This is a genomic window from Streptomyces sp. NBC_01788 (assembly GCF_035917575.1).
Lineage (GTDB): Bacteria > Actinomycetota > Actinomycetes > Streptomycetales > Streptomycetaceae > Streptomyces.
The window spans coordinates 6,160,905-6,186,505 of record NZ_CP109090.1 but is presented as its reverse complement, the minus strand read 5'-3'; the positions used below and the strand labels follow the sequence as shown (position 1 = coordinate 6,186,505).

Annotated in this window: 22 protein-coding genes and 1 pseudogene; 9 read left to right on the top strand and 14 right to left on the bottom strand. The window is 73.0% G+C overall.

Annotated features, from left to right (window positions below):
• Positions 1–10 precede the first annotated feature (10 nt).
• The 3 genes from cyc2 to OIE49_RS27925 form a co-directional block, all read right to left on the bottom strand.
• Complete coding sequence (cyc2, locus tag OIE49_RS27935; RefSeq protein ID WP_326804673.1) at positions 11–2,173, bottom strand: germacradienol/geosmin synthase Cyc2; 2,163 nt, start codon at positions 2,171–2,173, stop codon at positions 11–13.
• A 114-nt stretch (positions 2,174–2,287) separates the two neighbouring features.
• On the bottom strand, positions 2,288–3,466 hold the full coding sequence (locus tag OIE49_RS27930; protein ID WP_326804672.1) for a damage-control phosphatase ARMT1 family protein: 1,179 nt from the start codon (positions 3,464–3,466) through the stop codon (positions 2,288–2,290).
• A gap of 22 nt (positions 3,467–3,488) precedes the next feature.
• Positions 3,489–4,136 carry a ScbR family autoregulator-binding transcription factor gene (locus tag OIE49_RS27925; RefSeq protein WP_326804671.1) on the bottom strand — a complete coding sequence of 216 codons (648 nt, stop codon included), beginning with the start codon at positions 4,134–4,136 and terminating at the stop codon, positions 3,489–3,491.
• A gap of 216 nt (positions 4,137–4,352) precedes the next feature.
• On the opposite strand from OIE49_RS27925, the gene OIE49_RS27920 reads away from it, so the two are divergent.
• Positions 4,353–5,348 carry a lytic polysaccharide monooxygenase auxiliary activity family 9 protein gene (locus tag OIE49_RS27920; protein ID WP_326804670.1) on the top strand — a complete coding sequence of 332 codons (996 nt, stop codon included), beginning with the start codon at positions 4,353–4,355 and terminating at the stop codon, positions 5,346–5,348.
• 18 nt (positions 5,349–5,366) lie between these two features.
• On the opposite strand, the gene mgtA is transcribed toward OIE49_RS27920, so the two are convergent.
• Positions 5,367–8,003: a magnesium-translocating P-type ATPase gene (gene mgtA / locus OIE49_RS27915; protein WP_326804669.1), complete on the bottom strand. Its 2,637-nt coding sequence runs from the start codon at positions 8,001–8,003 to the stop codon at positions 5,367–5,369.
• Complete coding sequence (locus OIE49_RS27910) at positions 7,993–8,349, bottom strand: ArsR/SmtB family transcription factor (RefSeq protein WP_100566386.1); 357 nt, start codon at positions 8,347–8,349, stop codon at positions 7,993–7,995. Before OIE49_RS27910 ends, mgtA begins: the two co-directional genes overlap by 11 nt.
• Before the next feature lie 284 nt (positions 8,350–8,633).
• Between OIE49_RS27910 and OIE49_RS27905 the strand changes: the two genes are divergently transcribed.
• On the top strand, positions 8,634–9,089 hold the full coding sequence (locus OIE49_RS27905) for a tellurite resistance TerB family protein (RefSeq protein WP_100566385.1): 456 nt from the start codon (positions 8,634–8,636) through the stop codon (positions 9,087–9,089).
• Between the two features lie 118 nt (positions 9,090–9,207).
• Here the strand turns inward: OIE49_RS27905 and OIE49_RS27900 are convergent, their stop codons facing one another.
• From OIE49_RS27900 to OIE49_RS27880, 5 genes are all read right to left on the bottom strand, one after another.
• Positions 9,208–10,167, bottom strand: a complete 960-nt coding sequence (locus OIE49_RS27900; protein WP_326804668.1) for an ABC transporter substrate-binding protein — start codon at positions 10,165–10,167, stop codon at positions 9,208–9,210.
• A 142-nt stretch (positions 10,168–10,309) separates the two neighbouring features.
• The gene (locus tag OIE49_RS27895; RefSeq protein WP_326804667.1) at positions 10,310–10,978 is read right to left on the bottom strand and encodes an ABC transporter permease; all 669 of its coding nucleotides are present in this window, start codon (positions 10,976–10,978) and stop codon (positions 10,310–10,312) included.
• Positions 10,975–11,691 (bottom strand): ABC transporter permease, encoded by a 717-nt coding sequence (locus OIE49_RS27890; protein WP_326804666.1) that lies wholly within the window; start codon positions 11,689–11,691, stop codon positions 10,975–10,977. Before OIE49_RS27890 ends, OIE49_RS27895 begins: the two co-directional genes overlap by 4 nt.
• Positions 11,688–12,878 carry an ABC transporter ATP-binding protein gene (locus tag OIE49_RS27885; RefSeq protein WP_326804665.1) on the bottom strand — a complete coding sequence of 397 codons (1,191 nt, stop codon included), beginning with the start codon at positions 12,876–12,878 and terminating at the stop codon, positions 11,688–11,690. The genes OIE49_RS27890 and OIE49_RS27885 overlap by 4 nt, the downstream gene beginning before the upstream one ends.
• A 364-nt stretch (positions 12,879–13,242) precedes the next feature.
• Entirely contained in the window at positions 13,243–13,608 is a 366-nt protein-coding gene (locus OIE49_RS27880) for a DUF6479 family protein (RefSeq protein ID WP_326806343.1), read from the bottom strand.
• A 182-nt stretch (positions 13,609–13,790) separates the two neighbouring features.
• Between OIE49_RS27880 and OIE49_RS27875 the strand changes: the two genes are divergently transcribed.
• Complete coding sequence (locus OIE49_RS27875; RefSeq protein ID WP_326804664.1) at positions 13,791–16,520, top strand: SpoIIE family protein phosphatase; 2,730 nt, start codon at positions 13,791–13,793, stop codon at positions 16,518–16,520.
• Between the two features lie 48 nt (positions 16,521–16,568).
• Here the strand turns inward: OIE49_RS27875 and msrB are convergent, their stop codons facing one another.
• The 4 genes from msrB to OIE49_RS27855 all read right to left on the bottom strand — a co-directional run bounded on the left by msrB (position 16,569) and on the right by OIE49_RS27855 (position 19,881).
• Positions 16,569–16,976 (bottom strand): peptide-methionine (R)-S-oxide reductase MsrB, encoded by a 408-nt coding sequence (gene msrB / locus OIE49_RS27870; protein WP_326804663.1) that lies wholly within the window; start codon positions 16,974–16,976, stop codon positions 16,569–16,571.
• A 14-nt stretch (positions 16,977–16,990) separates the two neighbouring features.
• Positions 16,991–18,379, bottom strand: a complete 1,389-nt coding sequence (gene murC, locus OIE49_RS27865; protein WP_326804662.1) for a UDP-N-acetylmuramate--L-alanine ligase — start codon at positions 18,377–18,379, stop codon at positions 16,991–16,993.
• A gap of 73 nt (positions 18,380–18,452) precedes the next feature.
• The gene (locus tag OIE49_RS27860; protein WP_326804661.1) at positions 18,453–18,908 is read right to left on the bottom strand and encodes an indole-3-glycerol phosphate synthase; all 456 of its coding nucleotides are present in this window, start codon (positions 18,906–18,908) and stop codon (positions 18,453–18,455) included.
• A gap of 148 nt (positions 18,909–19,056) precedes the next feature.
• Positions 19,057–19,881: a pyrimidine reductase family protein gene (locus OIE49_RS27855; RefSeq protein ID WP_326804660.1), complete on the bottom strand. Its 825-nt coding sequence runs from the start codon at positions 19,879–19,881 to the stop codon at positions 19,057–19,059.
• Positions 19,882–19,918: 37 nt separating this feature from the next.
• Here OIE49_RS27855 and zapE point away from each other — a divergent pair, with 37 nt between their 5' ends.
• The 6 genes and pseudogenes from zapE (at position 19,919) to OIE49_RS27825 (ending at position 25,552) form a co-directional block, all read left to right on the top strand.
• Entirely contained in the window at positions 19,919–21,037 is a 1,119-nt protein-coding gene (zapE, locus tag OIE49_RS27850) for a cell division protein ZapE (RefSeq protein WP_326804659.1), read from the top strand.
• Positions 21,038–21,155: 118 nt separating this feature from the next.
• Positions 21,156–21,734, top strand: coding sequence for a carbonic anhydrase (locus tag OIE49_RS27845; RefSeq protein WP_326804658.1), 579 nt, complete (start codon positions 21,156–21,158; stop codon positions 21,732–21,734).
• A 116-nt stretch (positions 21,735–21,850) separates the two neighbouring features.
• The gene (locus OIE49_RS27840) at positions 21,851–22,855 is read left to right on the top strand and encodes an SPFH domain-containing protein (RefSeq protein ID WP_326804657.1); all 1,005 of its coding nucleotides are present in this window, start codon (positions 21,851–21,853) and stop codon (positions 22,853–22,855) included.
• A gap of 71 nt (positions 22,856–22,926) precedes the next feature.
• Positions 22,927–23,493 (top strand): YbhB/YbcL family Raf kinase inhibitor-like protein, encoded by a 567-nt coding sequence (locus tag OIE49_RS27835; RefSeq protein WP_326804656.1) that lies wholly within the window; start codon positions 22,927–22,929, stop codon positions 23,491–23,493.
• Positions 23,494–23,597: 104 nt separating this feature from the next.
• Complete coding sequence (locus OIE49_RS27830) at positions 23,598–24,467, top strand: polysaccharide deacetylase family protein (RefSeq protein ID WP_326804655.1); 870 nt, start codon at positions 23,598–23,600, stop codon at positions 24,465–24,467.
• A gap of 318 nt (positions 24,468–24,785) precedes the next feature.
• A pseudogene (locus tag OIE49_RS27825) lies at positions 24,786–25,552 on the top strand (peptidyl-tRNA hydrolase).
• The last annotated feature ends 49 nt before the right edge of the window (positions 25,553–25,601 follow it).

The window sequence follows — 25,601 nt, the reverse complement described above, 5'->3', positions numbered from 1 at the left end:
CCGCCTCCGGTCAGCCCACGGGGAGGGCGGAGGCCGGCGCGCGGTCCGGCAGGAAGGCGTGGGCCCGGCTGCCCAGCCACTCGGCCTTGTAGCGGTCGACGTTCCGGTGCCAGTTGAGGATGCCCGCCATCCAGTTCTGCAGGTCGGCTACATAGCCGATCATGGCCGCCCGCGCCTCCTCGGACAGCCCGAAGTCGTCATAGACCACGGGCAGTTCGTGGCCGACGACATGCTCGAACTGCCGCATGCGCTGGTTGATCAGGTCCTGCACGACCTTGAGTGCGGCCGGGTAGTCGATGCCGAAGAAGTGCTGCACGACCAGGATCGCGTTGTGGATCTCGCCCTCGTACTCGATCTCCTTCTGGTACGAGAAGACGTCGTTGAGCAGGCAGGCGTAGTCGACCGCCGCGTTCTCCAGGGAGCGGACCGGGCCGCTGCGGTAGACCTCCGCGGGGATGGCCGGGCCGTATCCCATCCGGCACAGGCTCAGGGTGAGGTCGGAGCCGAAGGTGGCGCGCCGCATCTCCAGGTAGTCGACCGGGTCGGGGACGCGGTTCTGGATCTGGTTGGACAGCTCCCACACCCAGCTCTCGGTCATGGAGTCGATCGCGTGCTTCAGGGTGCGCCGCTGGTCGGGGGTCATCTCCGCGGTGGTGCGCGCCCACAGGTCGGTCAGGCTCCGCTCCATGGCGTTGAGCGGGACGGGCGCTGCCTCCTCCTCCACGGGCATGCAGGCCGACAGGCGGGCCGTGGTCGCCTTCGCGGCGACCAGATCGCGGCGCTGACCGTAGACCAGCGGGTAGTAGTCGTCGCCGTAGGTGCCGAAGGCGAGCCACTGGGCGCTCAGGTCGAGCGCCTCGGGCGTGGCGTCCGGGTCGATTCCGGCCGAGCACAGCGCCAGATCGTAGGCGGCGAGCTTGTCCTCGTCCCACACGCCCTCTTCGAGGATGCCCATGCGGTGGCACCAGTCGACGAGCGTTCCCCGGGAGCGGTCCAGATGGGGGCTCAGCCCCAGCGGGTAGGGCATGTGGAGGTCGGGGATGCGGGACGGGCCGACCTTCTCGTACGGCACGTGCGTGTACGCGCGCAGCCTTTCCATCCCGGCGGCCGCGAGCAGCGCGCCCACGTCGGCCGCCGAGGTGCCGGGGCCCGCGGGCCGCTGCCAGGGGTTGGTGGGCCGGGCCCGCTCGTTCATGTACCGGCTGGAGCGCGTGTGCCACTCGTGGCCGCCGGACTGCCAGTCCTGCAGCCCCTTGGCGTACGCCGCCACCGCCGCGGTCTCGGCCGGGGTGAGGCCGTTCTCCAGGGCCAACGCGGGCACTTCGGTGAGCGCGGTGTGCTCGAACTGGTGCAGCCGGGAGGTGAGGACGTCGTTGACGGAGTCGGCGGCCTCCTGGGTGGTGCATCCGAAGAAGGTCTCCAGGACCAGGACGCCGTTGCTCAACTCCCCCTCGTCCTCGACCTCCCGCTGGTAGGAGAACAGGTCGTTGCGCAGGTGCACGGCGTCGGAGAACGTCTCCATCAGCACCCTCAGCGGCCGGGCCTCGGCGACGGAGGCGGGCACTTCGGCGGTCGCGTACTCCACCAGCCCCGCCGACCAGGGCGCGCCGCCGACCTTGCGGCGCATCTCGATGTACTCGACGGGGTTGGCGATCCGCCCCTCGTTGATGTTCGACAGCTCCCACATGGACTCGTTCAGCAGGTGCTCGGTGGCCACCGCGAACCGGCGGCGCCAGTCGGCCGACATCGACGGCACCGTACGCGCCCACAGGTCGGCGAGGCCGGCCTCGACCGGGTTGCGGGGCTCGGGGACGGGGGTTTCGGGGTCGAGGGGCATGAACAGGGGAAGCCGGTCCAGGTAGGCCTTGCCGCCCCCGCGGTCCTGGCTGCGCTTGAAGGTCTCCAGGAAGTGGTCGTCGAAGAAGAAGACCCACACGTACCAGTCGGTGATGAGCGACAGGGCCGGTCCGTCGCAGTCGGGGTGGGTGTAGGCGCAGAGCAGTCCGTAGTCGTGCGCGTCGAGGTCGGACTGCTCCCAGATCCCGGAGCCCTCCAGCATGCCCATGTCGCGCGCCCATTGCGTCGAGTGGGCGCGTGCCTCGTCGACGTTCGGGTTGAGCCGCGCGGGATACGGCATGTAGAAGTGCGGGAGTTCGAAGGGCTGCTGCGTCATGGCCGGGCCCTACCCGCGACACTCCGGCACCATCCGTACGCACCAACGCGATCACTCCATCGCGTGAATTCGCACGTGAACCGGGTGGTCGCGAGGGTGGGGCGGTCCCGTGGGTCAGGTCCTGACCTGGATCAGGGCGTGCGTGCCGGCGACGCGCCAGCGCCCGCCCTCGGCGGCGTCCAGCGCGGCCACGGTCTCCGCCTCCAGACCGGTGATCACGTCGGACTTCAGGGTGCGCAGGGCGGCGACGGGTCCGGGGAAGAAGCCGGTGGTGTCCGCGAACGGCGTGGTCGGGGGCCACAGCCGGTCGCCCACCAGCCGCCGGTAGTTGAGGTCGCCCTTGAACACGGTCAGCGCCGCCGCGGCGAACTCCTCGCGCAGGTCCGCGGGCATGTCGGCGTACGGCAGCGGGGAGCAGGAGAAGGGATGCGCCCGGACCGTGAGCCGGCCGTCGGCCATCGCGGACCACAGACGGCGCCCGTGGTCCGCGGCCGCGCCGGGGGCCGCCGTCAGCCGGCGTACGGCGTCGACGACGTCGGCGGTGGTGGCGTCGGAGACGTAGTACGGGTACGGCTTGACGTGCAGGACCGCCCGCCGGACGCGGCCGTGGGCGAGGAGGTGGGCGACGAGGAGGAGGTCGGGGACGAGTTCGCGGCCGGCGTTGTCGGCGACCAGGCAGAGCGTGCCGGTGCCGGAGGCCGGCAGCAGCGACCAGAGGGCAGCGCTGTCGTCGGCGACCAGGGCGGGGACGGGCGGTCCGGCCTCGGCGCCGCCCGCCGACAGCCGGAAGCCGAGGTCGGCGCGGTTGCCCCAGAGGGAGCCGTGCAGCAGGGCGTCCGCGCGCTGCGCCGCCGGTTTGCTCGCCAGTTCGTCGAGCGCCGCCAGTTCCTCGTCGGTCTCCCGGGAGTCGAGTTCGGCGAGCTTGGACGGGCGGAAGGGGTCGATGCCCTGCCAGGGGCCGGGCCCGAAGTAGCCGACGGCTTCGAGGAGCCGGCGGTAGAAGTAGCTCTCGGACCACAGCCACGGCACGTCGAACCAGGAGTACCCGGCGTACCGTTCCAGGCCCCAGGACCGCCAGCGGTCCCGGTCGGGCGCGGCGGCGGGAAGGTCCTCGATCACGCCCTCGGCGCAGCTCTCCAAGAGCGCGTCCAGGGCGCGGTGCTGCTCGGGGCCGTAGGGGAAGGCGTCGCGCACCTGCCGGATGATGGCCGGGTGCCGTTCGGTCAGCACGCTGCGCGGGAAGGAACCGGGTTCGTTGCCGAGAATGACGGGCGCGGACGGGTTGGCGGGCATGCGCCTCACCGTACCCGGCGGGTCACAGGACGACGATCTCCCGCTCCAGGCGGGTGGCGAGGCTCAGATAGCGGGGGCGCCGGTGCACCGGCACCAGGCCGCGGATCAGCAGGTGCCACATCTCGGTCGTGCGGCGGGGAAGCCGCGCCATGGATTCCAGGCGCCGGCCGGCGACGCGGGTGCCGACGAAGAAGCAGACGAGGGAGTGCGCGACGGCGTGGACGTCGACGTCCTGCTGGATCTCGTACTCCTTGACGGCGCCGAGGAGTTTGCCGGTGGCGATGTCCAGCCATTCGGTGAACGGGTGCCGCAGCGGCGGCCGTACGTCGATCCCCCCGGTGGCCAGTCGCAGGCCGGCGCGGGTGACGGGACCCTCCACGGTGAGGCGGGTGAGCGCGTAGGTGATGCGTATGAGGGCCTCGAGCGACGAGTAGCCCTGCTCGTCCACGCGGTTGGTCACCCGCTGGGCGGCCCGGGACTGCAACTCCAGGATGGCGTGGGCCAGATCCTCCTTGGCCGCGAAGTGGAAGTACAGCGCGCCCTTGGTGACGTGTGCGTGTGCGACGATGTCGCTCAGGCTGGTCCGTTCGTAGCCGTGCCGGTCGAACAGGTCTGCGGCGGCTGTGATGATCGTCGCGCGGGTCTGTTCAGCACGTAACTGCCTCGGCATGGACAGAACACTCCCGGGGCCGTAACGAACGGGGCGGACCGTTTGTTTCTCACTCCGCGTACACGATAGCTCACGGCTACGAGGCGTCCACCAGGGCCCCTTGGGCCCCTGACGTCACCGGCCGCGCTCGGGAAACCCGCTTGAACGCTCCGCGCCCGCCGCCCGTACTGGACCGGACAGCAGTCCGTTTTCCCGCCGGCCAGGAGACGCCTCCCGATGACCCGGACGACCGCGCCCCTCAGGGGCACCGCAGCCGCCGTGGCGGTGTCGGCCCTGCTCACGTTGTGGGCGGCGGGGCCCGCCTGGGCGCACGGCGCCCCGACCGACCCGGTCAGCCGGGTGTACGCCTGCTCGCCGGACGGCGGTTGGGCCGGTACGGCGGCCTGCCGGGCGGCCGTCGCCGCGAACGGCGGAGCCCCCTTCACCGCGTGGGACAACCTGCGGGTGGCGAACGTGGGCGGCCGGGACCGCCAGGTCGTCCCCGACGGAAAGCTCTGCAGCGGAGGACTGCCCGCGTACAAGGGGCTCGACCTCGCCCGCACCGACTGGCCGTCGACCCGTCTGACGCCGGGCGCGAGGCTCGCCATGTCGTACGCCTCGACGATCCCGCACGAGGGCACGTTCAGGCTCTATCTGACCAGGCCGGGCTACGACCCGACGAAGCCGCTGACCTGGTCGGACCTGCCCGAGCGCCCCTTCGCCGAGGTCAAGGACCCGCCGTTGACAGGCGGCGCGTACCGCATCGGCGCGACCCTGCCGGCCGACCGGACGGGCCGCCATGTCCTGTTCACCGTCTGGCAGAACAGCAGCACCCCGGACACCTACTACTCGTGCTCGGACGTGGTGTTCGCGAAGGCGACGAACGCGACGGCCGGCACGGGCGGTTCGGGCGGTACAAGCGGAACGGCCGGACCGGCCGGGCAGGGTGACTCCGGCCTCTCGGCCGGGAGCCCGGCCACCGGCACGCCGAAGCCGGACACCCGGAGCCCGAGCGCGAGCCATTCGCACGAGTCCCACACGACGGCTCCGGCGCGGCAGACCCCCGACTCCGCCGCCGCCCAGGCGCGTTCGGCCGCTCCCGACAGCAGCCCGGTGGCGTCCGCGACCGACACCGGCCGGGGTCCCTCCGCGCCCCTGCTGGCGGCCGGCGCCGCCGCGGTGCTGGTGCTCACCGCGGGCGTCGCGCTGGCCCTGCGGCTGCGGAGCCGCTGAAACCGCCCGCGCCCGTGGTCAGTTGACGCGGGCGGACGCGCCCTCCTCGGTCACCGGGGTCTCGGTGCCGGGCGCGTCGGCGTCCGGCACCCGCCGCTCGTACCGTCGGACCGCCACCGCGAGGGCGAGCCCGTACGGAACGAGGACGACGGCGAGCAGGAGGTAGTAGGGCAGCGGAAGTCCCGTCATGCCCAGCGGCGGGCCCAGCGGACTGGCCGGGAGCAGCAGCCCGACGAGGGCGAGGACGGCCGCTGCCCGGCCCACGGGTCCGGGCAGCCGTCGCCGGCCGCCCTCGCCCCGGCCGGTGCGCAGGAGCACCATCACCAGGGCCTGGGTCAGCAGGTTCTCGGTGAACCAGGCCGAGTGGAAGACGGCCTCGTCGTTCAGCGCGTCGGGCCCCCACAGGACGAGGGCGAGGACGGCGAAGGTGGCGAAGTCCGCGACCGCGTTGAGCGCGCCGAACCCGGTGATGAACCGCAGGAAGGCGCGCGGCCGCAGCACGGTCGGGCGGCGCAGCGCCGCCCTTCCCGGACGGTCGTGGGCGAAGGACGACTGGGCCGCGTCGAAGCAGAGGTTCTGCACGAGCACCTGCACCGGAAGCATCGGCAGGAAGGGCAGCAGCAGGCCCGCGACGAGCATCGCTATCACGTTGCCGAGGTTGGAGGAGAGCGTGACGCGCAGGTAGGAGGCGATGTTGCCGCTGGCCCGCCGGCCGGCCGTCACGGCGTGGCCGATCGCGGTGAGGTCCTTGTCGGCGAGCACCACGTCGGCGCTCCCCCGGGCGATGCCGCAGGCCGCCCGGGGCGCGACGCCGACGTCGGCGGTCCGCAGCGCGGGCACGTCGTTGGCGCCGTCGCCGAGGAAGCCGACGGTGTGTCCCGCGGCCCGCAGCGCGGCGACGACCCTGGCCTTGTCGTCCGGTGTGCAGCGGGCGAAGACGGTGGTACGGGCGGCGGCCGCGAGGGCGCCGTCCCCGCCGGGCCCCGGGCCCACGGTGTGCACCTCCCCCACGTCGATCCCCAGGTCACGGCAGACGCGCGCCGCCGTCCCGGGGTGGTCGCCGGTGAGGATCTTGACGGTGACACCGGCCTCGGCGAGCCCGCGCAGGGCCTCGGCCGCGGTCGGCGCGAGTTCGTCGCGGAAGGCGATCAGGCCCCGGAAGGTCAGTCCGCGCTCGTCGGCGGGGGTGTAGTCGCCGGTGCGGGCGGCGCGGTCGGCCGTGGCGAGGGCCAGCAGCCGCAGCCCGGCGTCCGCCTCCCGCGCGGCGAGCCGGCGCAGCCGCTCGCGCTCGGCGGGCTCCAGCGCGCAGCGCTCCAGTACGTCCTCCACGGCGCCCCGGACGAGGAGGACGTGCCGGCCGAACCGGCCCCGCACCACGGCGGTGGCCAGGCGCCGCACCGGGTCGAAGGGGACGGCGGCGATCCCGTCGTGCTCCTCGCCGACCGCTCCGGCGGCCTCCAGGAGCGCCTCGTCGAGCGCGTCAGGCGCGGGCAGTTCGGCGAGCTGGAGGTTCCACCAGGCGCCTACCGCGGCCCAGCGCAGCACCTCGGGGTCGTCGCGGCCGTCGGCGTCCAGGGCCCGTTCGACGACGGGCCGGTCCTGGGTGAGGGTGCCGGTCTTGTCGACGCAGAGCACGTCGACGGCGCCCAGGTCGTGCAGGGCGGGCAGCCGCTTGACGATGACGCCGTGCGCCCCCGCGAGCTGCCGGGTGCCGCGGGCCAGGCACAGTGTGACGATCACGGGCAGCATCTCGGGGGTGAGCCCGACGGCCACCGCCACGGCGAAGGGCAGGGTCTCAAGACCGCGCCCGCGCAGCGCCGCGTTGGTCATCAGCACCAGCGGCGGTGTCAGCAGCATGAACCGGATGAGCACCCAGGAGATGCCCCGCACGGAGCGGTCGAAGGCGCTGGGGCCCGTCCGGCCCGCGCGCCCGAGGCCCGCCGTGCCGTGGGCGGCGGCGAACCGCGTCCGCTCCCCCGTCTCCACCACCACGGCGGTGGCCGTGCCGGTGGCGACGCTGCTGCCCTGGAAGCACAGGTGCGGCTGCCCGAACGGGCCCCGCTCGCCGAGCCCCGGCTCCTCCACGGCCGCCTTGGCGACCGGGGCGGACTCGCCGGTGAGCGCGGCCTCGTGCACGGTGAGCCCGCGGGCGCGCAGCAGTCGTACGTCGGCCGGTACGAGGTCGCCGGGGCCGAGCCGGAGCACGTCCCCCGGCACCAGCTCGGTGACCGGGACCTCCCGGGGACGCGGCTCTTCCCCGCCGGCTGTGCGCCGCAGCACGGTGGCGGTGCCGGCCACCAGTTCGCGCAGGGCGGCCATGGACCGGTCGGCCCGGTGCTCGCCGGTCGCGCGCAGCACACAGCTGACCGCGACCAGGCTGAGGATCACCGCGGCGGTTCCCCAGGAGGCGACGAGGGTGGAGACGAGGCCGAGGCAGAGCAGGACGGCCGTGAACGGGTCCCGCAGGGAGCGCATCCACCGCAGGGGCCAGGACGGGGTGCGCACCTCGGGAACCGTGTTCTCGCCGACCGCCGCGAGCCGGGCCTCCGCCTCGGCGTCGGTCAGCCCGCGCGGGCCGCTGTCGAGCCGCCGCAGTACCTGGAGGGGTGTTCCGTCGGGCGAGGCCGGGCGGGCCGCCGCGAGCTCAGAGGCCACGGAGGCGGTGCGCCGGGGCGCCGACGGCGGCGCCCCGGTCGGTGAGCCGGGCCACCGTGAGCCGTACCACGTCGACCACGTCGGGGTCGTCGACGAAGTAGACCTGCCGCCTGCCCTCGCGGCGGGAGCGGACGAGCCCGGCGAGCTTCAACTTGGTCAGGTGCTGGCTGACCGCGGGCAGCGCGCCGCCGACCCGCTCCGCGAGCCCGGTGACGTCGCTCTCGCCCTGGGCCAGGGCCCACACGATGTGCAGCCGGGCGGGCGAGGCGAGCAGCCCGAAGGCCGCGGCCGCCTCCGCGAGCACGTCGGCGGGCGGATCCTCGAAGCCACTGCCGGCTGCCGCCACGGTCGTCTTCCTCCTGTTCGCGCGCGCTGATCGCACACGCTGGTCGCGCAGACTGTTCGCGCGCGCTCTTCCCGCGCACGCCCGCACGCCCGGTACGGGCCGCCCCAGTCTAGGCGGCCCGGTCCGGAACGAACCCGCCGGAGCCCGCCGGGAACCCTCCGGAGCCCGCCGGAGCCCGCCGCGACGGCGTCCGCCGGAACTTATCCGTCGCCCCGTCAGTTTCTACGTTGCTGTAGATGCAGCACGGACGTGTCAGTCCACCCGACACCACATTTGGAGAGCACATGGCCCTGTGGGACCGCATCAAGGACTCCGCGACGCAGATGCAGACCCAGCTCGTGGCGAAGAAGAACGACCTGAAGAGCGGTGCCTTCCGGGACGCGAGCATGGCGATGTGCGCCCTCGTGGCCGCCGCCGACGGCACCGTCGACCCTTCGGAGCGTCAGCGTGTCGCGCAGCTGATCGCCACCAACGAGGTACTGCAGAACTTCCCCGCGGACGACCTGCGCCGCCGCTTCGAGGAGAACCTGAACAAGCTGACCGCCGACTTCGACTTCGGCAAGGTCAGCGTGTTGCAGGAGATCGCCAAGGCGAAGAAGAAGCCCGCCGAGGCGCGTGCCGTGGTCCAGATCGGCATCGTCATCGGCGGCGCGGACGGCGACTTCGACAAGACCGAGCAGGCCATGGTGCGCGAGGCCTGCTTCGCCCTGGGCCTGCCGCCGCACGAGTTCGACCTCTGAGCCGACGGGTCCTCGCGGCTCACGGCTCCTGCCTCGCCGGGTGCCGGACGGTCGTCCGTCCGGCACCCGGCGAGCGGGCGGTTCACGGCCCCGCGGGCCCGTGTCCCACCGGCGTCGATCAGTCGAGACCCGCGGACTTCAGCCAGGCCTTGGCCACGTCGAGCGGGTCCTTGTTCTGCGACTGCACCTGGGTGTCCATGTCCAGCAGGGCGGCCGTGTCCAGCTTGGCGGAGACGGCGTTGAGCGCGTCGACGCCCTTCTGGTCGAGGCCGGACTTGTAGACCAGCGGCTGCACGTTCTCGAAGCCGAAGAGGTTCTTCGGGTCCTGGAGAACGACGAACTTCTCCTTGGCGATGGTCGGATCCGTGGTGAACAGGTCGGCGACCTGCACGGTGTCCTTCTTCAGCGCCGCCTGGGTCAGCGGGCCGCCCGCGTCCAGCGCCTTGAAGGACTTGAACTCCAGCCCGTACTCGGACTTCAGGCCCTTCAGACCCTGCTGCCGGGCCTGGAACTCCGGCGAGCCGCCGATGACCAGGTCCCTGGCGGCGTCCTTGAGATCCGCGATGGACGACTTGTCGGTGAGCCCGTACTTCTTCGCCGTCGCGGCGTTGACGGTCACGGAGTCCTTGTCCTCGGCGGGCGCCGGCTCGAGCAGGGTGAGACCGGAGTCCAGCTTGGCGCCGATGGCGGCCGTCGTCGCCTCGACCGACTCCGGGGCGGCCTTGGAGTCGAGGTAGGCCAGCAGCGCCCCGTTGTACTCGGGCAGCACGGTGATCGAGCCGTTCTTGAGCAGACCGTAGGTGGCCTCCCGGCTGCCGATGTTGGGCTTGTACTCGACCTTGATGCCCTTGGCCTTCAGGGCCTCGCCGTAGATGTCGGCGATCAGGATGCTCTCGGCGAAGTTGTTGGAGCCGACGACGACCGTGCCGCCGCTCGCCCTGCCCTCCGCGAGCGGGTCCTTGCCGGAGGAGCCGCCGGACGAACACCCCGCGAGGAGCGCCGAGGCGGCGGCGAGCGCGACCGCGACCGCCCCGAGGTGGCTCTTGCTGGATCTGGTGCTCTTCGTGTTGGAAGTCACAATTCCCGTTCCCGGCTGAGAGGTTGTTCGGGCGCATGGCAGCGGCGGCAGCACGCGGGGCGCGATTGCCGCGCTTTGATCCAATCCAGCCGCTTCTTCATCAGTCAAGAGGCGCCGGGTCACCGATCGGCCTCGATGGGCGTCAGCCGCCATGGCGCACCCCGGGCGACACCGTCACCCGCGCGACCGCCCAGAACACCGCGAGCGTCGCCAGCGCCATCACGGCGACCAGCGCGGCACCGCCCACGACCTTCTCGTAGTCGTGCTGGTAGAGACCGTCGACGATGTACCGGCCGAGGCCGCCGAGGCTGACGTACGCGGCGATGGTGGCGGTGGAGACGATCTGGATGGCCGCCGAGCGCAGTCCGCTGAGGATCAGCGGGAGGGCGACGGGCAGTTCGACCTGGAAGAGGACGCGCGACTCGGACATGCCCATGCCGCGGGCGGCGTCCACCGGCGAGGGGTCGACGGAGCGCATCGCCTCGTAGCTCGTGATCAGGATCGGCGGGACGGCGAGGACGACCAGCGGGATCATCACGGGTGTCTTGCCGAAGCCGAGCAGGATGACCATCAGTACCAGCAGGCCGAAGCTGGGCAGCGCCCGCCCGGCGGTGGCGATCAGGGCGAGGGCGTTGCCGCCGCGCCCGTAGTGCCCGGTGATCAGGCCGACCGGCAGTCCGATGACGGCGGCCAGGCCCAGGGCCATCAGGGAGTACTGGATGTGCTCGACGAGGCGCGTGGGGATGCCGTCGTAGCCCTTCCAGTGGGCGGCGTCGCTGAAGAAGGCGTTGATGAAGTGCAGTACGTTCACCGGGCTGCGTCCTCCAGTGCGGGCGTGGCCGGTTCGGGGCGGTCCCCGGCGTCCGTCGGGGTGCGATGGCGGGTGCCGCGCGGCATCCAGGGGGTCAGCAGCAGGCGGACGAGGACGAGGACACCGTCGACGACGACCGCCAGGGCCGCCGTGGTGAGGACGGAGTTCCAGGCGAGTTCGGGCCGGTTGTAGATCTGCGCGTCGTGCAGCAGATTGCCCAGGGCGCCCTGGTTGCCGATCAGCATCCCGACGCTGACGAGCGAGATGCTGGAGACGGCGGCCACCCGTAGCCCGGCGATGATGGCGGGCACCGCGATCGGCAACTGCACCTGGAGATAGCGGCGTACGGGTCCCAGGCCCATGGCGGTGGCCGCGGCCAGGGTCTCCTGCGGCACCGAACGGACGCCGTCGACGATCGCCGGGACGAGCACGACGAGGCTGTAGACGGCGAGCGGGATCATCACGGTCAGCTCGGTCTGGCCGGTGTAGTCGATGAGGACGACGAAGAACGCCAGCGACGGGATCGCGTACAGCACGGTCGTCAGGCCGAGCACCGGCGGGTACAGCCAGCGGAACCGCACGCAGAGCTGGGCGAGCGGCAGGGCGGCGAGAAGACCGGCCAGCACCGGCAGCAGGGCCTCGCGCAGATGCAGCCCGATCAGGCCGAGCCAGGTGTGCTGGAGGTCGCTCGGAATGTCGAAGAATCGGTTCATCCGGCGACCCCGGCCTCGGCGCCGGCCTCTGCTCCGGCGCCGGCCTCCGCCGCGGTCCCCGCGGCGGACCGCGCACCGGTACGCCCCTCGGCGTGGGCACTGCGGATCGCCTCGCCGATGGTCTGCTGCGAGACGACGCCGACCGCGCGGCCGGCGCCGTCCACGGCGACCGCCCAGCCCGTCGGCGAGAGCACGGCACCGTCGAGGGCGGCGCGCAGCGAATCGGTGCCGTATTCGAAGGGCCGCCCGTGGGACAGAAGCCGTGCCACGTCGAGGGGGCCGTCGGCCGGCGCGGCGGGCTCGCTCCAGCCGAGGGGCCTGCCGTCGGCGTCGGTGACGAGGAGGTAGGGCACACCGGGGGTGGCGCGGGCGGCGATCTGCTCGGCGGTGGAGTCGGCGGTGACGATCGGGGTCTTCGTCAGCTCCAGTCCCCCGGAGGCGAAGAACGACAGCCGGCGGATGCCGCGGTCGATGCCGAGGAAGTCCTCGACGAAGGCGTCCGCGGGCGCGGAGAGCAGTTCGGCGGGCGGCGCGTACTGGGCGAGCCGGCCGCCGGTGCGCAGGACCGCGACCATCGTCCCGATCTTCACGGCCTCGTCGATGTCGTGCGTGACGAAGACGATGGTCTTGCCCAGCTCGTCCTGGATGCGCAGCAGTTCGTCCTGGAGGCCCTTGCGCACCACCGGGTCCACGGCGGAGAACGGCTCGTCCATCAGCAGCACCGGCGGGTCGGCGGCGAGCGCCCGCGCCACACCGACGCGCTGCTGCTGGCCGCCGGAGAGCTGGTACGGGTAGCGCTTGGCGAGCGAGGCGTCGAGGCCGACCCGCTCCATCAGCTCCGCCGCCCGCGCCCGGGCCTTCTGTCTGCCCCAGCCGAGCAGGCGGGGCACGGTCGCGATGTTGTCGACGATGGTGCGGTGCTGGAAGAGCCCCGCGTTCTGGATGACGTACCCCATCGACCGGCGCAGCGTGTTGACGGGCTGGTCCTGGATGTCGACGCCGTCGAGGAGGATGGTGCCCCCGGTCGGCTCCACCATCCGGTTGATCATGCGCAGAGTGGTGGTCTTGCCACATCCCGACGGTCCGACGAGGACGGTGATCGAGCGGTCCGGTATCTCGAGCGAGAGCCGGTCGACCGCCAGCGTGCCGTCCGGATACCGCTTGGTGACTGAATCTATCCGTATCAAAACGCCGAATACCCTTCGGGTCTGGCAGGAGCTGTCCGCTCTCGGCCAAGATCGCGCGGGCCGTTGCGGGAAGAGTCCGAGCACCTTGTGACGTGCGACATCCGCACGCGACACCCCCCGTCCCCCGTAACCGCACCGTGCGCAAGCTGTGAGCCCGGCGCGCGGGCCCGCCCGACCGGACGGTTCCCAGGCCCCGTGGCGCCTTTCGACACCGACGCCTACCCAGCATCGCGCCCGCGACACCGGCAGGGCCACGCGATCCGCGCCACGTCCCGCACGCAGCCCCCGGCGCCCCGGTCCCGACATGGGGCGGGGGCGGGCCCCTGAAGGCCCGTCCCCTTGACGGGTGCGGCACGGGGCCGGGTCAGGTCCGGCCGGGGCCGCCGCCGCCGAAGGATCCGCTGCTGCCCGGGTACCAGCGCCGCCGGTGCTGGTCCTGGCTGCGACGGGTTCCGGTGGCGTGCAGCTCATAGGGCATGAGTCGCTCCCCGTCGTCCGGGTGGAGCTCGTCCAGCTCCCGCATCTCACTGATCTCGTGGACGGCGCCGGTGACCGGCAGGTGCGGCTGCTCCGCCTCGGTCGGCCGGTCCGGCTCGCGGCGCATCACACCGATGCCCATGCCGACCGCCCACACCAGAGCGATCACGATGACGAGTCCGCCCATGAACGCGCCGAAGGTGGCCCACACATTGGGCGCCGCGGCCAGCACGGCGTAGGAGGCCATGTCCATGTCTTCCACCCGCCTCACCAAGGAAAGCGAAGAGTGCCGGTGGCGCCGATGACGCCACCTGTGTCCCATATTGTCCCACCGTAGGAGTGCCCCGCAAAAGGTCCGCGACTCGCGGGGGTGCCCCGCGCCCCCGGTGGCCGCCGGTGACTACGCCGTGGCCGCCGGTGCTGGAAGATGTACCCATGGCCGGATTTCTGCGCGGGCCAGAAAAACGGCGGCGTCCGAAGCCGGGCGTGCGCAGCTTCGCCGCGCAGGCGTTCGTCCTCCAGATGGTGATGCTGCTGGTGCTCATCATCGCCGCCGGCACCGTCCTCGTGCTCCAGACCCGGAGCAACAGCCTGGCCGACGCCCGGCACCGCACGCGATCCGTGGCCGAGTCCTTCGCCAGCGCCGCGGGCACGGCGGCGGCCCTCGACAGCCGCGATCCGACGGCGGTCCTCCAACCGCGCGCCGAGGAGGCCCGGAAGCGGACCGGTGTGGCCTTCGTGGTCGTGTACCGGCCGGACGGGATCCGGCTCACGCACCCCGACACCGGCCTGATCGGCAGGCACGTCATCGGCCCGTACCGGCAGGCGGCCCGGGGCAGGTCGTTCACGGAGGTCGTCGCAGCGAGCCGCGGCCCCGCGGTCGACTCGGTCGTGCCCGTCTTCCGGACGGACGGCTCGGTCGCCGGCGTCGTGGACGTCGCGATCACGCTGGAGACGGTGAACGCGATGGTCATGGACCAGTTGCCGGTCCTGCTCGGGGGCGTGGGGGGAGCGCTCGTGCTGGCCACGTGCGGGGCGGCGTGGGCGAGCAGGCGGCTGCGACGGCAGACCCACGGTCTGGGCCACGTCGAGCTGACGCGGATGTACGAGCACCACGACGCCGTCCTGCACTCCGTGCGGGAGGGTGTCCTCGTCGTCTCGGGCGAGGGCCGGCTGCTGCTGGCCAACGACGAGGCGCGGCGGCTGCTGGACCTGCCGGCGGACGCGGAGGGGCGCCGGATCGACGACCTCGGCCTGGAGCCGCGGGTGGCCGGGCTGCTGCGCTCCGGGCGGGTGGCCAGCGACGAGGTGCTCCCTGCGGGGGACCGGCTGCTGATCGCCAACACCCGTCCCACGGACCATTCGGGAGGACCGGCCGGCAGTGTGACGACGCTGCGGGACACGACGGAGCTGCGCGCCCTCTCGGGCCGGGTCGAGGAGGCGCAGGAGCGGCTGCGGCTGCTGTACGACGCCGGGGCCCGGGTCGGCACCACCCTGGACGTCGTACGGACCGCCGAGGAGCTGGCGGAGGTCGCCGTCCCCCGGTTCGCCGACCTGGTCACCGTGGAGCTGCTGGAGCCCGTCCTGCGCGGCGACGAGCCGACGGACATGGCGGACATGCGCCGCGCGGTCGTCCTCGGCGACAGCGTGGACCCGCCCGTCTTCCCCGTGGGCGGGCGGGTCACCTGGCTGCCCGGCACCCCCATGGCGGTGGCGCTGGAGAGCGGTCACGCGGTCCTGGAGTCCGATCTGGCCACCCACCACTGGCGGGTCCGGAGCCCGGAAACGGCCGGAAGGATCCTCGACCACGGGATCCGCTCGCTCATCGCCGTGCCGATGCGGGCGCGGGGCGTCCTCCTGGGGCTGGCCGACTTCTGGCGGACGGACCGGCGCGGCCCCTTCGAGGACGAGGACGTCTCCCTCGCCGAGGAGCTGGTCGCGCGGGCGGCCGTGTCCGTGGACAACGCCCGCCGCTACACCCACGCGCACGGCGTCGCCGTGACCCTGCAACGCAGCCTGCTGCCCGGGGGGCGGCCCGAGCAGGACGCCCTCGAGGTGGCCCACCGCTATCTGCCCGCGCAGGCCGGTGTCGGCGGGGACTGGTTCGACGTGATCCCGCTGCCGGGCGCGCGCGTGGCCCTGGTCGTCGGCGACGTCGTCGGGCACGGGCTGCACGCCGCCGCCACCATGGGCCGGCTGCGCACCGCCGTCCTCAACTTCTCGTCCCTGGACCTGCCGCCGGACGAGATCCTGGTCCACCTCGACGAACTGGTCGCCCGGATCGACCAGGACCGGTCGGCCGAGGCCGAGGCCGACCCGATCACGGGGGCCACCTGCCTGTACGCGATCTACGACCCCGCGGGCGGATACTGCACCGTGGCGAGGGCGGGCCACCCCGGACCCGCGCTGGTACGCCCCGACGGCACGGTGCACTTCCCCGAGGTGCCGGCCTCGCCGCCGCTCGGCCTGGCGGCGGGCCTGCCCGTCGAGACCGCCGAGCTGCGCCTGGCGCCGGAGTCGCTCCTGGTCCTGTACACCGACGGGCTGGTCACGGACCGGGACAGGGACATCGGCACCGGCCTCGCCCTGCTGCGCGACACCCTGGCCGGCCGGCCCGAGCGCAGTCCGGAGGAGACGTGCCGGGCGGTGATCGACGCCCTGTTGTCCGCGCGCCCCAGCGACGACGTGGCGCTCCTGGTCGCCCGCACCCGGCTGCTGGACCCGGCGGACGTCGTGGCGTGGGACGTGCCCCGCGACTCCGCGTCCGTGGCCCGGGTGCGCGCGGCGTGCGCCCGGCAACTGGACGCGTGGGGACTTCAGGAGGTGGGTTTCGACACCGAGCTGATGCTCAGCGAACTGGTCACCAACGCCATCCGCTACGGCAGCGAGCCGATCCGGGTCCGGCTGCTGCGCGACCAGGCCACCCTCATCTGCGAGGTCTGTGACGGCAGCAGCACCTCACCGCACCCGCGCCGGGCCGCCCTGACGGACGAGGGCGGACGCGGCCTGTTCCTCGTCGCCCAACTGGCCCGCCGCTGGGGCACCAGGTACACCCCCCACGGCAAGGTCATCTGGACCGAACAGCCCCTGCACGGCGACAACGAACCACAGCCCACCCCCGACCTGGGCGACCTGCTCGACCAATGGAACGACGAGCCACTGTGACGGACACCCGCCCCACCGTCCCACGCCCCGCCCGCCGGCCCCGTTCGGTCAGTTCTCGTCGGGGGTCAGGCGCAGGGAGATGGAGTTGATGCAGTACCGCTGGTCGGTCGGGGTCGCGTAGCCCTCGCCCTCGAAGACGTGGCCGAGGTGCGAACCGCAGCGGGCGCACCGCACCTCGGTGCGGACCATCCCGTGGGAGCGGTCCGCCAGCAGTTCCACGGCGTCGGTTTTCTTCGGGTCGTAGAAGGACGGCCAGCCGCAGTGGGACTCGAACTTGGTCCCGGAGGTGAACAGTTCGGCGCCGCAGGCGCGGCAGGAGTAGACGCCCTTGGTCTTCGTGTCGGTGTACTCACCGACGAAGGCGGGCTCCGTGCCGGCCTGGCGCAGCACGGTGTACTCGGCCGGGCTCAGCTCGGCCCGCCACTGCTCGTCCGGCTTCTCGACGTCGTACGGCATGGTTCTCGCGCCCCTCACTTCGGCAGACGGTCCAGGATGCGCGGTCCGAGGTCGGTGACGTCGCCCGCGCCCATGGTGAGAACAAGATCACCGGCCTTGGCCATTCCCGCCACCGCGTCGGGGACCTCGGCCTTGTCGTGGACGGCCGTCACGTCGGCGTTCGCCGCCCGCGCGGCGGCGGTGATCAGCTCGCTGGTGATGCCGGGGATCGGGTCCTCGCGGGCCGGGTAGATGTCCAGGACGAGGGAGGCGTCCGCGAGAGCCAGCGCCTGGCCCATCTCCTTGCCCAGCTCCTGGGTGCGGGAGAACAGGTGCGGCTGGAAGACGACCAGGATCCGGCCGTCGCCCGCGGCCGCGCGCATCGCCTCCAGGTCGGCGGTCATCTCGGTCGGGTGGTGGGCGTAGGAGTCGACGACCTGGACTCCGGCGGCCTCGCCCTTGAGCTGCAGGCGCCGCTTGACGCCGGTGTACGCGGCCAGCGCGGAGGCGAGTTCGGCGGCCGGGACGCCGAGCGCGGCGCCCGCGGCCAGCGCGGCGACGGCGTTGTGCGCGTAGTGGCGGCCGGGCACGGAGACCCGGAAGGTGAGCTCGGTGCCGTCCAGCAGGACGGTGACCTCGCTCCTGAGGCCCTGCGGCACGACCGACAGGATCCGCACGTCGGCGTCCTCGGACTCCCCGTACGTCACCGTCCGCACCGCGCCGGCCACGCGCCGGGTCAGCTCCCGCGCGCCCGGGTGGTCGGCGGCGATCACCAGCGTGCCGCCGGGGACGATCCGGTCCACGAAGGTCTCGAAGGACTCGTAGATCTCGTCCATCGAGGCGTAGTTGGCGTGGTGGTCCAGCTCGACGTTGAGGACGATGGCGACCTCGGGCGCGTACTTGTGGAAGCTGCGGTCCGACTCGTCGGCCTCGGCGACGAAGATCTCGCCCTCGCCGTGCAGCGCGTTGGAACCGGGGACGTCCAGGTCGCCGCCGATGGCGTACGACGGCCGCAGGCCCAGCTCGCCGAGGGACACGGCCAGCATCGAGGTGGTCGTCGTCTTGCCGTGGGTGCCGGCGACCGCGATCGGGCGCAGGCCCTCCATCAGGGCCGCCAGCGCGTCGGAGCGGTGCACGACCGGAATGCCCAGCTCGGCCGCGCGGGCCAGCTCCGGGTTGTCCTCGCGGATCGCCGAGGAGACGACGACGCAGCTGGCGTCGTCGGCGAGATGGCCGGCCGCGTGCCCGATGTGCACGGTGGCGCCCAGCGCGCGCAGCGCCTCGGCGGTCTCCGACTCCTTGGCGTCGCTGCCCGCCACCTTGGCGCCGCGCTGGGCGAGGATCTTCGCGATGCCCGACATCCCGGCGCCGCCGATGCCGATGAAGTGCGGTCGGTCCATGGCGGTAGGAAGGCCGGGTGCCATGCGCTTTTCTCCCCAGGTGGTGCGGCTGCGGTACGACGGTGCGGGCGCCCCCGGGCGGGGGCGCCGCCCCAGCCTATGCCTTGCTGTGGGAGAAGAGTTTCAGGACCGGTACGCCCACCTTGTGGCGGGCCCGGGAGGCCCAGTCGCGGTGGAAGAACTCCTCCACGTAGTGCGGGTCGGTAAGGACGATCACCTCGTCGGCGCCGACCTCGGCGACCAGGGACTTCAGGGCGTCCAGCGGATGGTCCTCGACGAGCCGGCCCTCGGCCCGGCTGCCCGCCGCGCGCAGCGCGAGGAGGGAAACTTCCAGGGCCTGCTCCCCGGCGCCCTTCGCGGCCGCGCCCTCGGGGGTCTCGCCCTCGCGCGTCGCCTCGTCGAGTTCGCCGAGTGCGATGTCGTCGATGGCCCGCAGCAACCGGTCGGCCTGGTCGCCGCGCGGCTGGAGCAGCACGTGGAAGAAGACCGGCTCGTCGCCGTGCAAGGTGGTGACGAACTCCACGTCGGCGGACGTCAGGGCCTTCTCGATCATCAATACGCTTGTGAACACCAGGCGCCCTTTCTCCTCCGAGGGTCCCCGGACCCTCCGTCTCCCGCCACGGGCCGCAGCGACCCCTGCGGAAACCATCCTGCCCCGTGATCGCACGGGTATCGCGGGAATTGTGGCGGCGGTGCTCCGGTCAGGGGCGGCGGTACCTGCCGAACAGGAACCCGTCGTCCTCCAGGAGGGACGCCAGGGTGAAGCGCTGCGGGACCGTGACGGAGGGTCCGCCGGCGATGCGCTGGGCGTCGCCCGCGGTGAGCATCGGGGAGACGGTGAGGCACATTTCGTCCAGGACGCCGGACGCCACCATCTGGCCCAGCAGGCGGGGGCCTCCCTCGGTGAGCAGACGGGTGTGGCCGAGTCCGGCGAGTGCCCGGACGGCGCGGGCGGGGTCGACCCCGACGCCGTCGCCGGCGATCACCACACGGGCGCCGGCCTTCTCCGCGGCCGCGATTCGCTCGGGGGCCGCCGCTGCGCCCGTGAGGACCAGCGTGGGCACCAGCGGCGAGGTGAACAGCGGCAGCGAGAAGTCCAGCTCCAGGCTCGCCGTGACGACCGCGATCGCCGGAGCCGGCCCCTGCCCGGCCGCCTCCCGCAGCGCCGCGAACTCCGCCCGGGCCCTGGCCGGGCGGTACCCCTCCTGGCGCACCGTCTCCGCGCCGACCACCACCACGTCGGCCAGCGCCCGCAGCGTGCCGAAGATCCGCATGTCGGCGGCGCTGGAGATGGGCTGCGAACGCCCCTCGTGCTGGGCGGCCCCGTCGAGGGTGGCGACCATGTTGGCGCGCAGCCACGGTTCCCCGACTGCCACGCGCTCGGGGTAGGCGTAGGCGGCGGCCAGCTCGGCGAAGCTCCACTCCCGGTCCACGAGGGCGCCGGGCACACTCGTACCACCGGCCCCGTGCGCCGCGTCCGGGCTCTGGGCTGCTGTTTCGTCGGTCACAGGGAACAGGCGTCGCATGTCGTGCAGTGTTCCATGCCGCTTACCATGGGGAACCGTGTCGTCCTCCACAGCCGCCTCAGGGCTCAGCTCCCTGACCACCACGGCCCCGCTGTCCCTGTGCGCCCGCGAGCCGCACGTCCCCGCGGACCGGCTGGTCGCCGAGATGGTGCCGCCGCCCCGCTTCGACGCGGTGCGCTTCGCGACGTACATCCCGGACCCGAAGCAGCCCAGCCAGACCCAGGCCGTCGAGGTCCTGGACGACTTCGCCGCCGGACTCGGCGGTGCTTCCGCGACCGGCTCCGGCAGGCGCGGCCTGTTCGGCTTCGGCAGGAGCAAGGGCAAGGCCAAGGGCGGGGCCGCCGGTGCCGGGCCCCGCGGTGTCTACCTCGACGGCGGCTACGGCGTCGGCAAGACCCACCTGCTGGCCTCCCTGTGGCACGCCACCCCGGCCGAGCCCGCCCGCAAGGCGTTCGGCACCTTCGTCGAGCTGACCAACCTCGTGGGCGCCCTCGGCTTCCAGAAGACCGTCGAGACCCTCTCCGGCCACCGCCTGCTGTGCATCGACGAGTTCGAACTGGACGACCCGGGCGACACGGTGCTCGTGTCCACCCTGCTCGGCAGGCTGGTCGACGCGGGCGTCGCGCTCGCCGCCACCTCCAACACGCTGCCGGGCAAGCTCGGCGAGGGCCGCTTCGCCGCCACGGACTTCCTGCGCGAGATCCAGGGCCTGTCCGCGCACTTCCGCGCGCTGCGCATCGACGGCGAGGACTACCGCCACCGCGGCCTGCCCGAGGCTCCGGCGCCGTACTCCGAGGAACAGGTCACCAAGGCGGCGTACGCCACGGAGAACGCCTCGCTCGACGACTTCCCGCACCTGCTCGACCACCTGGCCAAGGTGCACCCCAGCCGTTACGGCGCCCTGACCGACGGGCTGACGGCCGTGTGCCTCACCGACGTGCGGCCGGTGCCGGACCAGTCGACGGCGCTGCGGCTCGTGGTCCTCGCGGACCGGCTCTACGACCGCGAGGTGCCCGTACTGGCCTCCGGGATGCCCTTCGACCGGCTGTTCAGCGAGGAGATGCTGAACGGCGGCTACCGCAAGAAGTACTTCCGCGCCATATCCCGCCTCACCGCCCTCGCCCGGGACGCCAAGGGGCTCGTCGAGACGCACTGACCGGGGCCGACGCCCCGGCGGACGGCTTCCCGGGGGTTACCGTGTCTCCTGCCGGCTCTTGATCGTTGGCCGGCCCCTGATCGTTGGCTGGTCCGCGCCGGAGACACGGAGTCGCCCCATGCAGCCCCTGATCCACAACGCCCGTACGTTCGGACGGCGCCCGGAGGACTTCGCCCGGCTCGCCGAGGGCCAGTCCCCCGAGGTCCTGTTCATCACCTGCTCCGACTCGCGGGTCGTCCCGGCCCTGATCACCGGCGCCCGGCCCGGCGAGCTGTTCGAGCTGCGCACCGCGGGCAACATCGTGCCGCCGTACGCCTCGGCGCGGCCCACCGCCGAGGCGGCCACCATCGAGTACGCGGTGGAGGTGCTCGGCGTCGGCGACATCGTCGTCTGCGGCCACTCCCACTGCGGTGCGGTCGGCGCCCTCGTCCGCGGGGACGACCTCGACGCCGTACCCGCCGTACGGGACTGGCTGGCGCAGGCGACGCCCCGGCCGACGGGGGCCGCCCAGGACCCGGCGGTCGCCGAGGGCGTCCGGAGCCATGCCCTGACCCAGCTGCTGCGGCTGCGCTCGTATCCGTGCGTCGAGAAGCGGCTCGCGGACGGGCGGCTCACGCTGCACGCCTGGTACTACGAGGTGCACACCGGCGCGGTGCTGGCGCACTGTCCTCGGACGGACGCGTTCACGGCCTTGTGACCCCGCGGCCCTGTGAGCGGAGGCCGTCCGGCGGCTCGACCGTGGCGTCGGAACGGGCATATCGTTGAAGCGAGCGCATAGCAGGCATACCGGCGACCGGTCGAGGAGTCCTCGTCATGGTGCAGGAACTGGTGACCGCCGTGATCACCGCGGGCTGCGTGGGGTTCGTGTACCTCACCGCGGCGATGCGGGTCGTCAAGCAGTACGAACGGGGGGTGGTGTTGCGCCTGGGGCGGCAGACCGGTGAGCCGCGCCCGCCGGGCCTGGCGGTGATCGTCCCGTTCGTGGACCGGCTCTACAAGGTCAACATGCAGATCGTCACGCTGCCGATCCCGGCCCAGGAGGGCATCACCCGGGACAACGTGACGGTACGCGTGGACGCGGTCGTCTACTTCAGGGTGGTCGACGCCGTCAGCGCGCTCATCCGTGTGGAGGACTACAAGTTCGCGGTCTCGCAGATGGCGCAGACGTCCCTGCGCTCGATCATCGGCAAGAGCGACCTGGACGATCTGCTGTCCAACCGCGAGAAGCTCAACCAGGGTCTCGAGCTGATGATCGACAGCCCGGCCGTCGGATGGGGCGTGCAGATCGACCGGGTGGAGATCAAGGACGTCTCCCTGCCGGACACGATGAAGCGGTCCATGGCACGGCAGGCGGAGGCCGACCGGGACCGGCGGGCCCGCATCATCAACGCGGACGCGGAGTTCCAGGCGTCCAAGAAGCTGGCGGAGGCGGCCCAGCAGATGGCGGACACGCCCGCCGCGTTGCAACTGCGGCTGCTCCAGACGGTGACGGCGGTCGCCGCCGAGAAGAACTCCACCCTGGTCCTGCCCTTCCCGGTCGAGCTGCTGCGGTTCCTGGAGAAGGCCCAGCGGGAGCCGGAACCGGAACGGTCCAGGAGCCTCGACAGGAGCACGGCACCGACGGTATCCCGTCCGCCCGAGGAGCTGCCGGAGGCTGCCGCGGAGGTGTCCACGGATCCCGACGGCACCGCCCCCGATTCGGCCCCGGTCACCCCTGTCCGCAGCAGCGCCGAGTCGGCCCCGATCACCCCCGTCCGGAGCAGCGCCGACGCGGTCACTCCGGAGCCGGACGGCAGCGCGGCCCGCACCGGGACGTAGCTCCCGTCTCCCGTCCCCTGTACGGACCCGCGCGGTCGCGGCGCCGTGAGGACGTCGTTAGCGTGCGTGGCATGCGCAGCCGGCTCGTGGAAGTTGTCCTGGTCGCGACGCTGGGGGGCCTCGCGGGGTGCGGGGGCGGAGGCACGGGAACCCCCGCCATGCCCAGCGCCGACGCCCCACCGGGTGCCGCGGGCCGGATCACCGTGTCCAGCACGGCGTTCGCCGAGGGCGGCACCGTTCCCGGCCGCTACACGTGCGGCGGGGCGGACGTCTCGCCGCCGCTGGCGTTCTCCGGGATTCCCGCACGCACAGCGGGGCTGGTCCTGCTGGTCGAGGACCGGGACGCCCCCGGAGGCACGTTCACGCACTGGCTGGTGTGGAACATGGACCCGCGCACCAGGAGCCTGCCGGCGGACGCGACCCCGCCGGGAGCCACCCAGGGACGCAACGACTTCTCGAGGACGGGCTACGGCGGCCCCTGCCCGCCGCCGGGCACACCCCACCGCTATGTCTTCACGGTGTATGCCGCCGACCGCCGCCTCGCCCTGAAGCCGAATGCCACGGCAGCCGACGTGCGGAGCGCGCTGAGCGGCCACATCCTGGCCTCCGGCACCCTCACCGCCCGCTACGGCCGCTGAGCCGGGACCGGACCGCCGGGCCACCGGACCACTCGGCCACCGGGTGGGTGACCGCGCGGCCATGCCACCGTTCCCGTAATCGAAGAAGGTCATATGTTCATCGGGTGATCACACTTGTACGACGCATCACCGCCGTCTGCGCCCTCGGCGCCGCCCTGGCCGCCTGCGGTGGCAACGAGGGCCCCCGCGCCGGGCTGACGGCCCCCTCGAAGTCCGCGTCGGCCTCACCCTCCGCACCGGCCAGCCCCTCGCCCTCCCGGCCGCCGGCCCTCACCCCGGGGCCCGGCGGTCTGACCCCCGTGTTCAGCAACGGCCCCCGCACCAAAGGGAAGACGGTCGCGCTCACTTTCGACGCGGACATGACCGCCGACGAGGGACCGCGTGCGGCGGCGGGCGAGCACTTCGACAACCCGGAGCTGATCACCACCCTGCGCGCCCTGAAGGCGCCGGCCACGGTGTTCATGACCGGTCGCTGGGCCGAGCAGTACCCGGACCAGGCCCGCTCCATCGGCAGCGACCCCCTGTTCGAGCTCGCCAACCACTCCTACAGCCACTACGCGTTCACCGCGAACTGCTACGGACTGCCCAGGGTGCCCGCCGACCGGATGCGGTCGGACGTGGAGGGCGCGTACGAGGCGTTCCGCAAGGCGGGCGTGCCGCACCCGATGCCGTACTTCCGCTTCCCCGGCGGCTGCTACGACCAGCAGGCCCTGCGGGCGCTCAGCAGTCTCGGCGTCACCGCGGTGCAGTGGGACGTGGTGAGCGGAGACGCGTTCGCGACGGACGCGGACGCCGTGGCCAGGCAGGTCCTGAACGGGGTCAAGCCGGGCTCGGTCGTGGTCATGCACTGCACCCGCAGCGCCGCCCCCACCACCGAGCGCGTGGTGCGCGCCGTCGTACCGGAGCTGCGCAAGAGGGGCTACCGCCTGGTGAAGGTCTCCGACCTGATCGCCGCCTCGACCGACCGCGCCTGAGGGTCCGACCGGGAGCCGGCGCCTGCCGGGAGCCGGCGCCTGCCGGGAGCCGGCGTCGGCCGGGGGCCGCCAGGGCCGCGACCGAGAGCCGTGGGTCGGGGGGGCCGGGGCCGCGACCGGAAGCCGGAGGCGACCGGGAGCCAGTAGCGACCGGGAGCCAGTAGCGACCGGGAGCCAGTAGCGACCGGGAGCCAGTAGCGGCCGGGAGCCAGTAGCGGCCGGGAGCCGGTGTCGACCAGGGACCGGTGCCGACCGGGAGCTCGGGTGGCCGGGAGACGGGGCAGCCGGAAGCCGGGGCGGCCGGGGCCGGCTGGCAGACTGGGCGCCGTGAGCACCGACGAGAGCACCACGGCCACCACTCCGCAGGACAGCCCGTTCCGGTCCGAGCCCGGCGCACGCGACCAGGCGCGGCAGTTCGTGCTGCCGCTGGTGGTGCGGATCGAGCGGGCCGCTCCCCCGGCCCGTACGGACGCCCTGGAGACCGCCGCCCGAGCGGTCCTGGTGCTGCTCGCCGACGAGCGCTCGGCCGGTGACGGGGAGTGGGCGCGGGCCGTGCGGGACTGGCAGGACGCCCGGATCCGCAAGGTGGTGCGGCGGGCGCGTGGCACCGAGTGGCGGCGGGCCGAGGCCCTGCCCGGCATCACCGTCACCGGCACGGCGGCGCAGGTGCGGGTCTTCCCGCCCGTACCGCTGGACGGCTGGCCGAAGGACCTGGCCAAGCTCCAGGTCTCCGGCACCGAGCTCGACGACCCGGAGCCGCCCGCCGCGCCGGACCCGGACGTCCCGGTGCTGTGGATGAGCCCCCGGCTGGACATGTCCGCGGGCAAGGCGATGGCCCAGGCCGGTCACGGCGCCCAGCTCGCCTGGTGGGAACTGTCCGACGAGCGGCGCACGGCCTGGCGGGACGCGGACTTCCCGCTCACCGTCCGCACCGCCGACCCGCCCACTGGGCGGAACTCACCTCCGGCGGACTGCCGGTGGTGCGCGACACCGGCTTCACGGAGATCGCCCCCGGCTCCTGCACGGTCGTCGCCGACCACCCCGCGCTGCGCCCGGACCGGCTCCGGGCCCACGGCGGGGCTTAGCGCCTCTCGTTTGGATCATGCCGGGCTCGCGGGCCCTGGCACCGCTCCC

Bases quoted from the DNA above. Each gene is read 5' to 3' on its own strand.
- OIE49_RS27860 (WP_326804661.1), bottom strand. From the start codon at position 18,908: ATGATCGAGAAGGCCCTGACGTCCGCCGACGTGGAGTTCGTCACCACC.
- OIE49_RS27875 (WP_326804664.1), top strand. From the start codon at position 13,791: ATGGCCGGATTTCTGCGCGGGCCAGAAAAACGGCGGCGTCCGAAGCCG.
- OIE49_RS27855 (WP_326804660.1), bottom strand. From the start codon at position 19,881: ATGCGACGCCTGTTCCCTGTGACCGACGAAACAGCAGCCCAGAGCCCG.
- OIE49_RS27880 (WP_326806343.1), bottom strand. From the start codon at position 13,608: ATGGACATGGCCTCCTACGCCGTGCTGGCCGCGGCGCCCAATGTGTGG.
- OIE49_RS27845 (WP_326804658.1), top strand. From the start codon at position 21,156: ATGCAGCCCCTGATCCACAACGCCCGTACGTTCGGACGGCGCCCGGAG.
- OIE49_RS27905 (WP_100566385.1), top strand. From the start codon at position 8,634: ATGGCCCTGTGGGACCGCATCAAGGACTCCGCGACGCAGATGCAGACC.
- OIE49_RS27930 (WP_326804672.1), bottom strand. From the start codon at position 3,466: ATGCCCGCCAACCCGTCCGCGCCCGTCATTCTCGGCAACGAACCCGGT.
- OIE49_RS27890 (WP_326804666.1), bottom strand. From the start codon at position 11,691: ATGAACCGATTCTTCGACATTCCGAGCGACCTCCAGCACACCTGGCTC.
- murC (WP_326804662.1), bottom strand. From the start codon at position 18,379: ATGGCACCCGGCCTTCCTACCGCCATGGACCGACCGCACTTCATCGGC.
- OIE49_RS27835 (WP_326804656.1), top strand. From the start codon at position 22,927: ATGCGCAGCCGGCTCGTGGAAGTTGTCCTGGTCGCGACGCTGGGGGGC.
- OIE49_RS27925 (WP_326804671.1), bottom strand. From the start codon at position 4,136: ATGCCGAGGCAGTTACGTGCTGAACAGACCCGCGCGACGATCATCACA.
- OIE49_RS27840 (WP_326804657.1), top strand. From the start codon at position 21,851: ATGGTGCAGGAACTGGTGACCGCCGTGATCACCGCGGGCTGCGTGGGG.
- cyc2 (WP_326804673.1), bottom strand. From the start codon at position 2,173: ATGACGCAGCAGCCCTTCGAACTCCCGCACTTCTACATGCCGTATCCC.
- OIE49_RS27920 (WP_326804670.1), top strand. From the start codon at position 4,353: ATGACCCGGACGACCGCGCCCCTCAGGGGCACCGCAGCCGCCGTGGCG.
- msrB (WP_326804663.1), bottom strand. From the start codon at position 16,976: ATGCCGTACGACGTCGAGAAGCCGGACGAGCAGTGGCGGGCCGAGCTG.